The following is a 14,013-nucleotide window of genomic DNA, read 5'->3' as shown; positions in this document are numbered from 1 at the left end:
CACCGGTGGCCGGGATGGAACGAAGGCGGTGAGCGCAGAGGTGCAGCCATCGGCCCGGCCGCGTTTCTCGGTGGTCGTCCCGCTGTACAACAAGCAAGCCCATATCGCCGCGACCTTGGCGTCGGTGGCAGGCCAGAGCTACGCGCCATTCGAGGTGATCGTCGTCGACGACGGCTCGACCGATGACAGCGCGAGCATCGTGCTCGCCGCCGATCTCCCAGGATTGCGGGTCGTCGCGCAAGCCAATGCCGGGCCGGCCTGCGCGCGCAATCGCGGCATCGCCGAAGCGGCGGGCGACTGGATCGCGTTCCTCGACGCGGACGATCTCTGGCTGCCGGACCATCTCGAAACCCTGGCAGGGCTGATCCACGCCTATCCCGTCGCAGATGTCGTCAGCTCGGGCTATGTGCGGGCCAGGCGGATCGACATGCCCGACATTCTCGCCGGCCGTCGCCCCCGCCAGCCGCTGGGCCTGGTCGACTTCCTCAACGATCATCAGCTCGTTCACACGTCGGTCGTCGCGGTTCGCGCGGCGACATTGCGCGAGCAAGGCGGGTTCAAGGCCAAATGGCCCGGAGAGGATCTCGAGCTCTGGACGCGTCTCGCACTCGACCGGCGCTTTGCGATCCACCCTTATGTGACGGGAATTTACGTCCAGGGCACCGGCGGCGCGATGGACAGCCAATTGGATGCCGATGACGATGCAGGCGGCGATCCGGCGCTGCAGACGATCGAGCAGGCGCTCGCCGACGATGCTTTGCGCGACCGGCGAGAGCAACTCCTGGAATTTCGCGCGCGGCTTCTCACGGCCTATAGCCGCGGTGCGCTGTTTCACGGCCGCACCAGGCTCGCGCGCGATTATCTGGCCGCGTTGCGCGTGCAGGGAGGGAGTGCGCCTGTCGCCTATCGGCTGCTTGCGCGGCTGCCGTCGCCGATGCTTCGTTCCGGCATGAAGCTGTACAGCCGGATGAAACAACTCGTTCGCGAAAATGCCGCGGCCTAAACATTTGAATGAGCCTGATTCACGCTTTCGGCGAAAGCGCGAAGCGCTTCCACCTCAAACGATCAGGCTCTAGGGCGCCGCGGACAGCGGAATCCTGATTGCTGGCGCGGATGTGAAGGGGATGGATGATCATGAGCTCAGCCGCAGTGCCGGATTTCGAGACGGTGTCGCTGGGTACGGCTATCCCGAGGATCATCCATCAAACGATGACGTCGCGCGATCTTCCCGAGATTTTCACCGACAACATCCGCAAGATAAAGGAGATGAACCCGGGTTGGAGTCATGTCTTCTACGACGGCGACGATCGCGAGCGCTTCATCGGCGAGAATTATGGAAGCGGGATCCTGGCTTATTACCGGCGGATCGATCCGCGCTACGGAGCCGCACGCGCGGACCTGTTTCGCTATCTCCTGATGTACAGGGTCGGCGGGGTCTATTTCGACATCAAGAGCACGACGGTCCGCCCGCTCGACGAAGTGATCCGACCGGACGATCTTTATATCCTCAGCCATTGGCGGAACCAGGCGGGCGAAGCGCGCGCGGAGTGGGGAATGCACGACGAGCTGAAGGAAACCAGCCGCGGCGAGTATCAGCAATGGCATATCGTCTGCGCCCCGGGTCATCCGTTCCTCAGGGCGGTGATCGAGCGGGTTCTCCGCAATATCGACGCCTATCGGCCGTGGCGGGAGCGGCTGGGGCAGCATGCGACGGTGCGCGTCACCGGCCCGATCCCCTACACCAAGGCCATCCACCCGATACGCGCGCTGCATCCCCATCGGCTGGTCGAGGACGAAAGCGAGATCGGGCTGGAATATTCGATCCTGCCCGGGTTCGACCACACGCGGCTTTTCGCCAGCCACTATGTCTATCTCGATCGGCCGATGATCGCCACGAGCGGTCTGGTTTGGTGCGGGACGCAATTCTACCTCGCGGCGCGGTGGGCGAGGAACAAGGCCAGAGATTTCCTTGCGCCGCGCGCCTCGCAGACGAGATGAGGGCCGATGTTGCTCTGCCGCGGCCGGCGACTAGTCTGCGCGCATGGGAAATGAGGACCGACATTCGATGAGCCGTGTTGCCGTGCCGAAGCTTCCGGCGGTGCCGCTGGGTGCCCACATCCCCAAGATCATCCATCAGACCTTCCGATCGCACGACCTTCCGGATGAGCTCAGGGCAAATGTCGCGGCGATGAAGGCGATGAATCCCGGTTGGGAGCACAGGCTTTACGACGACGCCGACATCGAAGCTTTCATCCGCCAAAGCTACGGCAACGAGATCCTCGCTTATTACCATCGCATCGATCCGCGCTACGGGGCGGCACGCGCCGATCTGTTCCGCTATCTGCTCCTCTACCGGGTCGGCGGGGTCTACCTCGACATCAAGAGCACGACCGTGCGCCCGCTCGATGAAATGTTGCGGCCGGACGACGTCTACCTGCTGAGCCATTGGGGCAACCACGCGGGCGGCCCGCGCGCCGGCTGGGGCATGCATGGCGAGATCGAGGCGACGGGACGCGGCGAATATCAGCAATGGCATGTCATCTGCGCCCCGGGCCACCCGTTCCTCAAGGCGGTGATCGAGCAGGTCCTGCAGAATATCCACGGCTATCGTCCGTGGCGGCAAAAGCTGGGGCAGCATGCCGTGCTCCAGGTCACCGGGCCGATCGCTTACACCAAAGCCATCCTGCCGATCCGGCACCTCCATCCCCATCGTTTGGTGCAGGACGATCGCGAGATCGGCGTGGAATATTCGATATTCCCGGGCGTCACGCACAATCGCCTGTTCACCAACCATTATGTGCCGCTCCAGCGGCCGATGATCGCGACGACCGGTCTGGTCTGGTGCTGGACCCAGGTCTATCTCGCCGCCCGCTGGGTCAGGAACAAAGCAGTGGAGATGCGTCGCGCACGCGCGGCACCGCAAGCCTAGACCTTAATCGCTTGAGGCTGAAGTAGCCGATAGAGCTGCTCGACCTGGCCGGCGAGCCTGGCAAATTCGAACGCGCGGATTCGCTCGACGCCATAAGCGACAAGCTCTTGCTGACGCTGCGGGCTGTCGAGAACTGCGGCGATCGCGGCGGCGATCGCGCCGCTGTCTTCCGGGGGAAAATAAGCCCCCCGGCCTTCGGTCAGTTCGCGAAACACCGGCGTGTCGCTGAGCACCAGCGGCCGGCGCGCAGCCATGGCTTCGAGCACCGGTATCCCGAAGCCTTCGTAGAATGACGGAAAGGCGACCAAAGTGCACAAAGCATAAAGCGACTGCAGCTCCAGATCGCTTACGCCCTCGAGGATCATCACCTGGTCGGTGATGCCGAGACGCAATGTCTCCCGCCTGATCTCTTCCCGCTCGCCACCATCATTGCCGACGATGACGAGCGAGATCGTTTTTCCGGCGCGGCGCAGCTCGGCCACCGCCTGGACCAGCCCGACGTAATTCTTGCGCGCTTCGAGATGGCCGACCGCCAGGATGAACTCGGGTGGCAGGCGGTGCCTCGCGCGCAACGCCTCGGCATCGCCATTCGCGGCGGCAAAGGGGCCGGGGTCGATGCCGTTGTAGATGGTGGTGACCGTCGCCGATGGCTCGATTTCGGCGATTTCCTGCTTCATCGTCTCGGAGACGGTGATGACATGATCGGCGCGCCTCAGCGCCTGCCGCAGAACCCGGCCGTAGAGCAGGCGCTTTACCAGCGGCACCTCGCGGCGCACCGGCCGTGCATCATGGACGGTCAGGATCGTCGGGCAATTCGGTGCCCTCACCAGCGGCAGGTGGAAGGTCTCGAACAGGTCGAGGCGATCGCGGCCCAGCGCCAAGCGCCAATAAGGCAAGCCGCCCAAGCCCCTGCGGAACCGCCCGCTGCTCGGCAGCGGCGTGCGGCGCACCGAGACATTCGGCGCGCCCGCGAACCATTCGCCGACGCGGCAATCGCGGGGCTCGTAGATGACGAACTCGATGTCGCGGCAGCGCTCGATCAGCGCGCGGTAAATACCCGTGAAGCGCTGCTTCGCTCCCGACGGTCGTTCGTTGAAGCAGGTCGCATTCAGGCCGACTCGCATCGTTCAGACCCGCTCGCTGAGGCCGAGCAGTTCGAAATGACGCTTGACGACGGCATCGCGCTCGAACGAGCGAATCCCTTCGGCCAAGATCTCCGGAGCGATCGGGCGGTCCAAGGCCATCTCTATGCCGTCAGCCAAGCGAGCGGGGTCGTGCATCGGCACCAGATAGCCGTATTTTCCGTCCTGCAGCACCTCGCGTGGGCCGGTCGGGCAATCGGTGGCCACCGGAACGGCTCCGCACATCATCGCCTCGACGAGAACGTTGGGCAGCCCCTCGGAATAGGATGAAAGAACCGAGACATCGGCCCTCGCGAAATATTTGAGCGTATTCTCGACGCGCCCCGGCAGCCAAACTTTGCCGGCGAGGCCCAGTTCATCGACCAGAGCCTCGAGCTCGCCGCGCATCGGGCCTTCGCCCAGGATCGCGGCTTTGACCGGCCGATCGCGATCGTGAAGCTCGCGGACGGCGCGAATGAGATCGTCGAAGCCCTTTCGCTTGGTCAGCGTGCCGGCGGAAACGATCGTCGGCAAATGGTCCGCGGTGAACCAAGGGTCATCGACCGGCTCGCTCATCCTCAGGCGCGAAGCCTCGTCGACGATGATGTTGTGCACGCAAACATGGGTGCTGCCCTTGAACAATTTGCGATATTCCTCGGCCAGGTCAGCCGAGACGCAGGTGAGAGCATCGGCGCGCCACATGACCATTCGAGTCAGCTGCTTGAACAGCCACTTTCGGCTCAGCTTCTGGTTCGAATAGGGGCCGTCGTGGCCGGTCGTGCTCACCGGAAGCACGCGCGACGAGCCGCTCACCTTCGCGCGCGATCCTGTCACGATCGCGGCCAACAATACGATGTCGTTGAGATGATCTTCGGCCGAGAAGACCACGTCCGGCTTCTCTTTCCTGAGATAGCGGCAGAAAGGCAGGAACAGGCTCCGCACCTTTCCCTTTCCCCATTCCATCATCTTGACGCCGGGCACCTCGGGCAGCTTGCGCTTGCCCTCCGGCAGATGGTCCTCGTCGATGCATCCGAAGATCATGTCGACGTTATGGCCGTCTTCCGCGAGCGCTCGAGCAAACCGTATCTGGGCCAGCGCCACGCCGGTGAATGTATAGCGCGGCGAGATAACGCAAATTTTCATGCAGTTCGGTCTCCAGGATCGCTGGCTTGCCGACCAGCGCGAAGCTGGTCAAATCGCGCGCGGCTCAGGCGTGCATCCGCCGGCTCATCAACTCGCGATATTCCCCGGCATCGATCCGGCGGGCGCCGAGGAAAATGAAGTTGTTGCAATAGGGCCCCTGCCTCCCGGCGAACGCCTCCATCGACTGGTGCCGTTGAAGGTCGAAGTCGGCCAATGGCAGCAGCTTGCCTTCGGTCAGGAAAAAGCCGCGATAGCCGTGATCTTCGATCTGCCGGAAGATGGCATCGATCGGCCCTTTGTTGTGGCGCTGCTCGATCTCGACCAGCAGCGCCGGATGCGAGGCGCGCAACGTCGCCGCTGCGCCCGCGATCACGCTGGCCTCATGGCCTTCGACGTCGATCTTGATGAACCTCACGTCGATGAAGCCGAAGCTGTCGAGCGGGCGGAGCGGCACGTCGATCGTGCGCGAGGAGATGCCGGCCATCGCTTCGATCGAGGCCGACGCATCATGCTCCACGCCATGCTCGTCGACCGGGACATGGAGCTCGGCAATGCCCTCGTGATCTGACAGCGCGACGGCATGGACAGTGACCGCCGGCTTGCCCTTCGCCCAATGCTGCAGGATGCTCGCACAGGCGGGGTTCGGCTCGAATATGTCGAGACGCGCGCCGAGCTTCCACAGGCAATAGGCATAGGTGCCGCGATTGCCGCCGATGTCGAGGACATGATCATGGGCGCCGAGCAGCTCGCCGAGCAGCGACATCTCCTGCTCGGTGTCGCCGCGCAGCCGGCCATACCAATATTTGACCGGGACCTGATGACGCGGTGGCAGCGCGTTACGCGCGAAGGTCTTCACTTTTTGCAGCACGCCGGTTTCCCCGCTGATTTCAGGACAGGATTTGGGCCAGCCGGTCCAGGGTCGCCTGCTCCGAATAGTGAAGTTCGTACAGGCTGCGCAAGGATCGGTCGAACCGAGGCAGCGGCATCGCCTCGAGCTGACCTATGGCGGAGACGAATTGCGCCTGCGTCTCGCAACGCCAGCCCGCCTCCGGCCCAAGCGCATCATAGCCGCAAAAGGCCTCGTTCGTGCCGACGATCCGCTTGCCGAACATCAAAGCTTCCGCGACCTTCGTCTTCATGCCGGACCCATCGAAGATCGGCGCGATCACCGCCTTTGCGCCGCGGTACCAATCGTCGAGGTGGTCGACCGGTCCGACCAATGTGACGTTGGCGCTGCGGGCCGCGTCCTGAAGGCCTTCGAGGCCGCGCCCAACGATACAGGTCCGGATGGCGACATGCGGCGCGACCTGCTCGATGAACCATCTAATGCCGGAGAGGTTCGCGTAGAAACCGCCGCCGACGAAGAGGAGGTAATCCTCGCCGATCGCGTCGGGCGCGCCGGATGTGCCGGGGCGGAGCTGGTCTTCGAGCGCCATGGGCAGCAAGTCGGTTGCGCCGCGTCCGTAGAGCTTGGCCAGTCCGCGGCTGTCGCGCTCGTTGAGCGCGATCAGCCGGTCGCTGTGGCGGACGGCCATCCGCTCCGCGGCGTAACTCGCCACGAGCACCGCGAGCGCTCGTGCGCTCCAACGGTCCCGCAACGCGCCCTGGAAGAAGCGCGCCTCGACATTGTGGAAGAAAGTCAGCACTTCGACTTCCGGCAGGTGCTTTTTCACCGCGCGCGCGATGCGGCCGAGGTTCGAGCCGTTGAGGAAGACCCGGCCGACGTCCGCGTCGGCGATTCGTGCGATCACCGCCTGCTCGGCTTCGGGGGTGACGCCATCGATGAAGCCGCGGAGCGCCTGAAACGTTGCGCGACCGCCGGCGATCGGATTGCGATCGAGCGGATGCACGACCAGTTGCTCGCCGAGCAGCGCCTCGAGGCATTTTCGGTGGAGGTGCGACAGCAATGCGCGGCCGCCCTCGGGCGGCGCGGAAATCCGTGGAGTGATGAGCATCAGTTTCGACATGCGCGCGCACCGGCATAGTCATGCGATTTCGCTGCATCCACAAATTGTTGGCGTCGCGGCGGCGGCCCAATCGCTTGCTGATGCCGGCCGGCGCTCCTAGACCTTGATCGTCTCAGGCTGAACAGCCTGAGACGTGAATCAAGGTCTCAACCATATGAATAGAGCCTGATTCACGCTTTCGGCGGAAGCGCGTAGCGCTTCCCCCTCAAACGATCAGGCTCTAGAGGATCGGCGTGAGCGTAAGGGGGAAATGATGAGCGACGCGACCGGCCGAACGTCCCGCCGCATCACGCCCGTGATCTTGTGCGGCGGCTCGGGCACGCGCCTGTGGCCGCTCTCGCGCCGCGCCCGCCCCAAGCAGATGCTGGCGCTCACCGCGGCCGGCACGATGCTGCAGATGACGGCGGCGCGGGTGAGCGACCGCGCCAAGTTCGAGGCTCCGCTGGTGATCGCCGGTGCCGAACAGGCGGACAGCGCGGTACGGCAGCTCGACGAAGCGGGCATCGCCGCGGGCGGGCTGATCGTCGAACCGGTCGGCCGCAATACCGCGCCTGCGATCGCCCTCGCGGCGGCAAGCCTGTCCGAAGATGACCTGCTGCTGGTCATGCCGAGCGACCATCTGATCGGCGAGCCGGCCCGTTTTGTCGCCGCGATCGAGACTGCCGCGCCGGTGGCGGAGGCGGGCTGGCTCGTCACCTTCGGCGTCCAGCCGGATCGCCCCGAGACCGGATACGGCTATATCCGTCGCGGCGACCAGATCGAGCCGGGCGTATTCCGGGCTGAGCGCTTCGTCGAAAAGCCCGACGCCGCCACCGCCGCGATTTATGTGGCGGACGGAAATCATGCGTGGAACGCCGGCATCTTCCTGTTCAGGGCCGGCACCTATCTCGACGCGCTGCGCGCGCATGCGCCGGACATCGCCGCCGACGTTCGCGAAGCGATCGACAAAGGCGTGCGGGAGGGGATTAGGATCAGCCCCGACGCTGCCTTGTTCGAAGCCGTGCGGGCGCAGTCGATCGATCACGCCATCATGGAAAAGGCGGAGAAGATCGCGCTGGTCCCGGTCGACATGGACTGGTCCGACGTCGGCAGCTGGGAGGCGCTGTACGATGCGAGCCCCCACGACGAGGAAGGCAATGCAGTCTCGGGAGAGGCGCTCGTGGTCGATTCCAGCGGCTGCCTGATCCGCTCCGACGGACCATTGGTAACGGCCATCGGCGTCGAGGATCTGGTGATCGTCGCGACCGGGGACGCCGTCCTCATCATTCCTCGCAAGGACAGCCAGAGAGTCCGCGAGGCGGTGGCGCTGCTTGGAGAGCGGGGCGATCCTCGCCTCTGACGATCACCGAAATAGCGCGTGCGGCACCCCATGCCGCGGTTGTGAAGTGGCCGGGCGGCTGATATTCGCTTGGCTTCAGGGGGTCGGGCACAAGCCTTTGCAATCAGAGGATCGTTGATGAAGGCGGTGATATTGGCCGGCGGCTTGGGGACCCGGCTGGCCGAAGAGACGGGGACGCGGCCCAAGCCGATGGTCGAGATCGGCGGAAGGCCGATCATCTGGCACATCATGAAGATCTATTCGCACTTCGGAATCAACGATTTCGTGATCTGCCTTGGCTACAAAGGCTATATGATCAAGGAATATTTCGCCAATTACGGCCTGCACATGTCCGACGTGACGATCGACATGCGCAGCGGCACGATCGACGTTCACCGCAATACGGCCGAGGATTGGCGCATCTGCCTGGTCGACACCGGTGACGAGACGATGACCGGCGGTCGTTTGAAGCGGGCGATGCGCTTCATCGGGGATGACGATGTCTTCTGCCTGACCTATGGCGACGGCGTCGGCGATGTCGACATCGGCGCATCGATCGACTTCCACAAACGGCATGGCAGGCTCGCGACGGTGACGGCGGTCCGGCCGCTGAGCCGGTTCGGGCAACTCGCGCTGGAGCGTGACGAGGTGACCGCCTTCGCCGAGAAGCCGGTCGAAGAGGGCGGCTGGATCAACGGCGGCTTCTTCGTCCTTTCCCGCGGCGTCGAAAACTATCTGGATGACGACGATACTGTCTGGGAGCGCGAACCGCTGGAAAGGCTTGCCGCCGAGGGCAATCTGCGGGCCTATTTCCACCACGATTTCTGGCAGCCGATGGATACCTTGCGCGACAAGCAATGGCTGGAAGAGATGTGGACGGAGCGGACCGCGCCGTGGAAGCTCTGGGATTGAACCGCGCCTTCTGGCGCGGAAGGCGGGTCTTCGTCACCGGGCACACCGGTTTCAAAGGCGCATGGCTCCTGCTCCTGCTGCACGAGCTCGGTGCCCAAGTGCACGGCTTTGCCTTATCCCCTCCGACCGAGCCCAACATGTTCGAGCTGCTCGAGCTCGATAAGCTTTGTGAGCATGCGATCGGGGACATACGCGACCTGGCGCTGCTCGAAGAAGCGCTGGTTCGAGCGCAGCCGGAGATCGTCCTCCACATGGCGGCACAATCACTGGTGCGCGCTTCCTATGACAATCCGGTCGAGACCTATGCGGTCAACGTCATGGGCACCGTCAACCTCCTCGACGCATGCCGACGGGCTGTCGGGCTGAAGGCGGTCGTCGTCGTCACCACCGACAAATGCTATGAGAATTTCGGCTGGATCTGGGGATATCGCGAGAATGATCGCCTCGGCGGCGCCGATCCTTATTCGAACAGCAAGGCCGCTTGCGAGCTTGCCGTCGATGCGTACCGGCAAAGCTTCTTCGCTCCGGCCGATCATGAGCGCCATCAGCTGGGTCTTGCCTCGGCCCGGGCGGGCAATGTCATCGGCGGGGGCGACTTTGCCGTCGACCGGCTTGTGCCGGACGCGATGCGCGCGTTCATGGCGGGCACGTCGCTTCAGATCCGCAATCCGCTGTCAGTTCGGCCCTGGCAGCACGTGCTCGAGCCGCTCCACGGCTATCTGATGCTCGCCGAGCGATTGCACGACGATGGCGGCTTCGCGCGCGGCTGGAATTTTGGCCCACATCCCGACGAAAGCGCGCCGGTGCGCGACGTGGTGGACCGGCTGGCCGATCTATGGGGCGATGCGCCGCGGTGGACGCAGGATGAAGCCCATCATCCCCATGAGGCCGCGACCCTCAAGCTGGATTCGACGCTCGCCCGGGTCGAGCTCGGCTGGAGCCCGCGGCTCGGGCTCGACGAAGGGCTGAAGTTGACGTGCGAATGGTACCGAGCCTTGCATCGCGGGGACGATCTCGCCGAGCTTTCGATGCGGCAAGTGCGCGACTTCATCGGGTCATGATCACCGAGAAAGCCGGCGCGGGAGAAATCGCGCGAAGCGGGAGCGCCGGCGGCGGACCCGGCCATTTCGCGAAATTCCTGCTCGTCGGCGTGCTCAACACCGCCGTCGGCTACGGCCTGTTCGCAGCCTTCATCCTCGCCGATCTCGGCCCCCCGCTCGCGCTTGCGCTGGCAACTGTCCTGGGTGTGCTGTTCAACTTCAAATCCTTCGGTCTTCTCGTCTTTCGCAATGGCGATAGCCGCCTGCTGCCGCGCTTCGTCGCCGTCTATGCGGTCCAATATGTCGTCAATCTGATGTGCCTGCGCTGGCTCGCATCCCTCGGTCTGTCGCCGTTGCTGGCGCAGCTCCTTCTCCTGCCGCCGCTCTCGCTGGCGAGCTTCCTCCTGATGCGTCGCCTGGTGTTCCGCGCCAGGCCTGGATCTCCTTCGGGTCAGCCCCGGTAACCGGCTCTATGCATGCGCATTTCTCTCGTGCGAGACATTCTTAATGGATCGTTTACCATAACCGCATATTCCGGACTGGGGCGGACGGTGCCGTCGGTTTTGCGAGACGAAAATGACCAAGCATTTCGTGGTGCTCTCCGATGAGAGAAAGACCTTAATGACGACCAAGGTTAGTGATCTCGTCGCCCAATTCATCGAGCGCATGGACATGCGCCATGTCTTCGGCATCGTCGGCGCCGGCAACGTCCATATCTTCGACTCGCTCGGCACGCGCGGCGCCACGCAGATCGTCTGCACTCATCACGAGCAGGCGGCGACGATGGCGATGCAGACTTATTATCGGGTCTCGGGCCGAGTCACGGCCGCGCTCGTCACGACGGGCGGCGGTTCGACCAATGCGCTGACCGGAGTCGTCAGCGCCTGGATGGATTCGCTTCCCGGACTGGTCATTTCGGGCAATGAAAATTCGCGCTTCACACGCGAGGACAACCCGCTGCGCATCTGGGGCGTGCAAGGCTATGACAGCAGCGGCGTCGTCGAGAAGGTCACCAAATATGCGGTCCGGGTGACCGACCCCGCGCGGGTGATCTACGAGCTCGAAAAGGCCTACCACATCGCCACGAGCGGCAAGCCCGGGCCGGTGTGGGTCGATATCCCGATGGATATCCAGGCGGCGCATGTCGATGAAGGATCGATCGCACGCTTCGATCCGGCCGAGCTTGCGACGCCCGCGGCAAGCGACCTGCGCGTCGCGGCGGAAAATGTGGTCGAGATGCTCCAGGGCGCCGAGCGGCCGGTGCTTTGGCTGGGCAATGGCATTCGTCTCGCCGGCGCGGCGGACCAGGCGACTGGCTTCGTCGAGCGCCTGGGCATCCCCGCTTTGGTCTCCTGGGCCGGCATCGACCTGGTCGATTCCGATCATCCGTTGCTGTTCGGCCGCGCCGGCGTCTACGGGCAGCGCTCCGCCAACTTCGTCTTGCAGAACGCCGATCTGGTGATTGCCGTCGGCACCCGCCTCGCGGTCCCGCAGATCGGCTATGTGCTGGACGAGCTCGCGCGCGCGGCGAAGATCGTCGTGGTCGACGTCGACCGGGCCGAGGCGGAAAAGCACGGCGAGCGGGTCGCGCTTCCGATCGTCGGCGATGCCGGCGCGTTCATCGAGGCGCTGACCGACGCGGTCGCCCGGACCCCGGTCGCGGCGCCGGCCGAATGGATAGAGACATGCGTCGACTATCGCCGCCGCTATCCATGGGTGGGGCCCGAGCATCAGGACGAGCCCCCGTTCATCAACTCCTATCCTTTCATGGACCGGCTGATCGCGCAGATGAAGCCGGACCAGGTGGTGGTGACCGACATGGGCACCGCTCTCTTGTCGGGTCACCAGGTCCTCAAGATCAAGCCGGGGCAGCGGATGATGACCTCAACCGGGCTCGGCGAGATGGGATATGGCCTGCCCGGAGCGATCGGAGCATCGTTCGCGCGCGATCGAGGCGAAGTGCTGTGCCTCAACTGCGACGGCGGAATGATGATGAACCTGCAGGAGCTGCAGACGATCGTCCACCACGAGCTGCCGATCAAGATGATCATCTTCAACAACGACGGCTATCTGATGATCAAGCACACCCAGACCAACCTCTTCGCCGGAAGAGGCGTCGGCGTGGACGAGAAAAGCGGCGTGACCTGCCCGAACTACTCCGCGCTTGCTGCGGCGTTCGGCATCCCGTCCTACCAAATTCGCAGCTGGGACGATTTCGACGCCGTCATTCCCAAGGTGCAGGCCGAAAACGGGCCAGTCATTTGCGAGGTGTTCATGCACCCGCGCCAGCTGTTCGTGCCCAAGCTCTCGCTCGCGCCGCGGGCCGACGGGTCGATCGTTTCCCCGCCGCTCGAGGATCTCTCGCCGCTGCTCCCGCGCGACGAATTGCGCGCGAACATGATCGTCGGCTTGCACCCCAAGTCAGCGGAGCTGGGCGATAGCCATTGACCGCTGACGTTCCCCACCATCTGTTCCAGACGCCCGCGCGCGCGCGAATCGTGGCTGACGACGTGGCCGCCATCCTGCAGGCCGACCTGCCGTGGCGCGAGCTCGATGGTGCGGTGGTGCTGGTCAGCGGCGCCTCTGGGTTCCTGGCCGCCTATATGGTCGAAACCCTGCTGGCGATGCGCGAGCATCTCGGCATCGGGCCAAGACGGATCGTGGCGCTCGTCCGCAGTCTCGCCAACGGCCGGGCGCGGTTCGGCCATCATGGCGAGCGGGACGATCTCCAGTTCGTCGAGGCCAATGTGGAGGATGTTTTCACCATCGACGGCGAGGTCGATTATATCGTTCATGCCGCGAGCCCGGCGAGCCCGCGCTTCTATCTCACCAACCCTGTCGGGGTGCTGAGCGCGAATCTGGCGGGCACGGCCAATCTGCTCGCGCTGGCCCGCGAGAAGGGCAGCCGGTTTCTCTTCTTCAGCAGCGGCGAGGTCTACGGCGAAGCTCCGATCGTGCCGACCGGCGAAGGCGATTACGGCTTTCTCGAACCGGTCGCGGTGAGGTCATGCTACGCCGAGAGCAAGCGGGCGGGAGAGACGATGTGCGTCTGCTGGACGCATCAATATGGTCTGCACACGTCGATCGTAAGGCCGTTCCATACCTATGGCCCGGGTGTCGCGCTGGATGACGGCCGCGTCTTCGCCGACTTCGTCGCAGACGTCGTCGATGGTCGTGACATCGTGATGAAGAGCGACGGCAGCGCGAAGCGGGCCTTCTGCTACATTGCAGACGCGACCGAGGGCTTCTTCACCGTGCTTCTGAAGGGCGAAAGCGCGACGCCCTACAATATCGGCAACGAGCAGGCGGAGATCAGCATCAAGGAGCTTGCCGAGACGCTCGTCGCCCTGTTTCCCGAAAAGGGATTGAAGGTCGTCACCGATCCCTCGCGGCAGAGCGGCGACTATGCCGCCAGCCCGATCAGGCGAAATGCACCCTCGACCGCACGTGCCCGACGATTGGGATGGGTTCCGCGAACCTCAATCGAAGATGGCTTTCGCCGGATGGTTTTGAGCTATGCCTGATCGCCCGCCGCGCAGGCGCGAACCGAAGATTTCGTCACTCTCCACCCGAATTGGCTAAA

Annotated in this window: 13 protein-coding genes; 9 read left to right on the top strand and 4 right to left on the bottom strand. The window is 64.1% G+C overall.

The features are described from left to right. The first annotated feature begins 28 nt into the window (after positions 1-28). The 3 genes from V6M48_RS01450 to V6M48_RS01440 all read left to right on the top strand — a co-directional run bounded on the left by V6M48_RS01450 (position 29) and on the right by V6M48_RS01440 (position 2,929). Positions 29-1,003 carry a glycosyltransferase family 2 protein gene (locus V6M48_RS01450; RefSeq protein WP_332810737.1) on the top strand — a complete coding sequence of 325 codons (975 nt, stop codon included), beginning with the start codon at positions 29-31 and terminating at the stop codon, positions 1,001-1,003. A 131-nt stretch (positions 1,004-1,134) separates the two neighbouring features. Then, a complete protein-coding gene (locus V6M48_RS01445) occupies positions 1,135-1,998 on the top strand; it encodes a glycosyltransferase family 32 protein (RefSeq protein ID WP_332810736.1) in 864 nt (287 codons plus the stop codon). A gap of 67 nt (positions 1,999-2,065) precedes the next feature. Next, entirely contained in the window at positions 2,066-2,929 is an 864-nt protein-coding gene (locus V6M48_RS01440; protein WP_332810735.1) for a glycosyltransferase family 32 protein, read from the top strand. On the opposite strand, the gene V6M48_RS01435 is transcribed toward V6M48_RS01440, so the two are convergent. The 4 genes from V6M48_RS01435 to V6M48_RS01420 form a co-directional block, all read right to left on the bottom strand. Further along, complete coding sequence (locus tag V6M48_RS01435) at positions 2,926-4,053, bottom strand: glycosyltransferase family 4 protein (RefSeq protein ID WP_332810734.1); 1,128 nt, start codon at positions 4,051-4,053, stop codon at positions 2,926-2,928. The two genes, V6M48_RS01440 and V6M48_RS01435, sit on opposite strands and share 4 nt — an antisense overlap. Positions 4,054-4,056: 3 nt before the next feature. Then, on the bottom strand, positions 4,057-5,193 hold the full coding sequence (locus tag V6M48_RS01430) for a glycosyltransferase (RefSeq protein ID WP_332810733.1): 1,137 nt from the start codon (positions 5,191-5,193) through the stop codon (positions 4,057-4,059). A 64-nt stretch (positions 5,194-5,257) separates the two neighbouring features. Beyond that, the gene (locus V6M48_RS01425; RefSeq protein WP_332810732.1) at positions 5,258-6,061 is read right to left on the bottom strand and encodes an FkbM family methyltransferase; all 804 of its coding nucleotides are present in this window, start codon (positions 6,059-6,061) and stop codon (positions 5,258-5,260) included. 19 nt (positions 6,062-6,080) lie between these two features. Beyond that, positions 6,081-7,148 (bottom strand): glycosyltransferase, encoded by a 1,068-nt coding sequence (locus V6M48_RS01420; protein ID WP_332810731.1) that lies wholly within the window; start codon positions 7,146-7,148, stop codon positions 6,081-6,083. Positions 7,149-7,413: 265 nt separating this feature from the next. On the opposite strand from V6M48_RS01420, the gene V6M48_RS01415 reads away from it, so the two are divergent. The 6 genes from V6M48_RS01415 to V6M48_RS01390 all read left to right on the top strand — a co-directional run bounded on the left by V6M48_RS01415 (position 7,414) and on the right by V6M48_RS01390 (position 13,954). Next, the gene (locus V6M48_RS01415; protein WP_332810730.1) at positions 7,414-8,499 is read left to right on the top strand and encodes a mannose-1-phosphate guanylyltransferase/mannose-6-phosphate isomerase; all 1,086 of its coding nucleotides are present in this window, start codon (positions 7,414-7,416) and stop codon (positions 8,497-8,499) included. 117 nt (positions 8,500-8,616) lie between these two features. Further along, positions 8,617-9,390 (top strand): glucose-1-phosphate cytidylyltransferase, encoded by a 774-nt coding sequence (gene rfbF / locus V6M48_RS01410; RefSeq protein ID WP_332810729.1) that lies wholly within the window; start codon positions 8,617-8,619, stop codon positions 9,388-9,390. Next, the gene (rfbG, locus tag V6M48_RS01405; RefSeq protein ID WP_332810728.1) at positions 9,387-10,451 is read left to right on the top strand and encodes a CDP-glucose 4,6-dehydratase; all 1,065 of its coding nucleotides are present in this window, start codon (positions 9,387-9,389) and stop codon (positions 10,449-10,451) included. Before rfbF ends, rfbG begins: the two co-directional genes overlap by 4 nt. Next, positions 10,448-10,894 carry a GtrA family protein gene (locus V6M48_RS01400; protein ID WP_332810727.1) on the top strand — a complete coding sequence of 149 codons (447 nt, stop codon included), beginning with the start codon at positions 10,448-10,450 and terminating at the stop codon, positions 10,892-10,894. Before rfbG ends, V6M48_RS01400 begins: the two co-directional genes overlap by 4 nt. A 112-nt stretch (positions 10,895-11,006) precedes the next feature. Beyond that, positions 11,007-12,878, top strand: coding sequence for a thiamine pyrophosphate-binding protein (locus V6M48_RS01395; protein WP_332810726.1), 1,872 nt, complete (start codon positions 11,007-11,009; stop codon positions 12,876-12,878). Beyond that, positions 12,875-13,954, top strand: coding sequence for an NAD-dependent epimerase/dehydratase family protein (locus V6M48_RS01390; RefSeq protein WP_332810725.1), 1,080 nt, complete (start codon positions 12,875-12,877; stop codon positions 13,952-13,954). Before V6M48_RS01395 ends, V6M48_RS01390 begins: the two co-directional genes overlap by 4 nt. The last annotated feature ends 59 nt before the right edge of the window (positions 13,955-14,013 follow it).

The organism is Sphingomonas sp. (assembly GCF_036677245.1).
GTDB lineage: Bacteria > Pseudomonadota > Alphaproteobacteria > Sphingomonadales > Sphingomonadaceae > Allosphingosinicella.
This window is presented reverse-complemented; position numbering and strand designations above follow the sequence as displayed.

Coding starts and splice junctions, on each gene's coding strand:
- V6M48_RS01445 (WP_332810736.1), top strand. CDS start 1,135: ATGAGCTCAGCCGCAGTGCCGGATTTCGAGACGGTGTCGCTGGGTACG.
- V6M48_RS01440 (WP_332810735.1), top strand. CDS start 2,066: ATGAGCCGTGTTGCCGTGCCGAAGCTTCCGGCGGTGCCGCTGGGTGCC.
- V6M48_RS01435 (WP_332810734.1), bottom strand. CDS start 4,053: ATGCGAGTCGGCCTGAATGCGACCTGCTTCAACGAACGACCGTCGGGA.
- V6M48_RS01430 (WP_332810733.1), bottom strand. CDS start 5,193: ATGAAAATTTGCGTTATCTCGCCGCGCTATACATTCACCGGCGTGGCG.
- V6M48_RS01420 (WP_332810731.1), bottom strand. CDS start 7,148: ATGCTCATCACTCCACGGATTTCCGCGCCGCCCGAGGGCGGCCGCGCA.
- V6M48_RS01415 (WP_332810730.1), top strand. CDS start 7,414: ATGAGCGACGCGACCGGCCGAACGTCCCGCCGCATCACGCCCGTGATC.
- rfbF (WP_332810729.1), top strand. CDS start 8,617: ATGAAGGCGGTGATATTGGCCGGCGGCTTGGGGACCCGGCTGGCCGAA.
- V6M48_RS01400 (WP_332810727.1), top strand. CDS start 10,448: ATGATCACCGAGAAAGCCGGCGCGGGAGAAATCGCGCGAAGCGGGAGC.
- V6M48_RS01395 (WP_332810726.1), top strand. CDS start 11,007: ATGACCAAGCATTTCGTGGTGCTCTCCGATGAGAGAAAGACCTTAATG.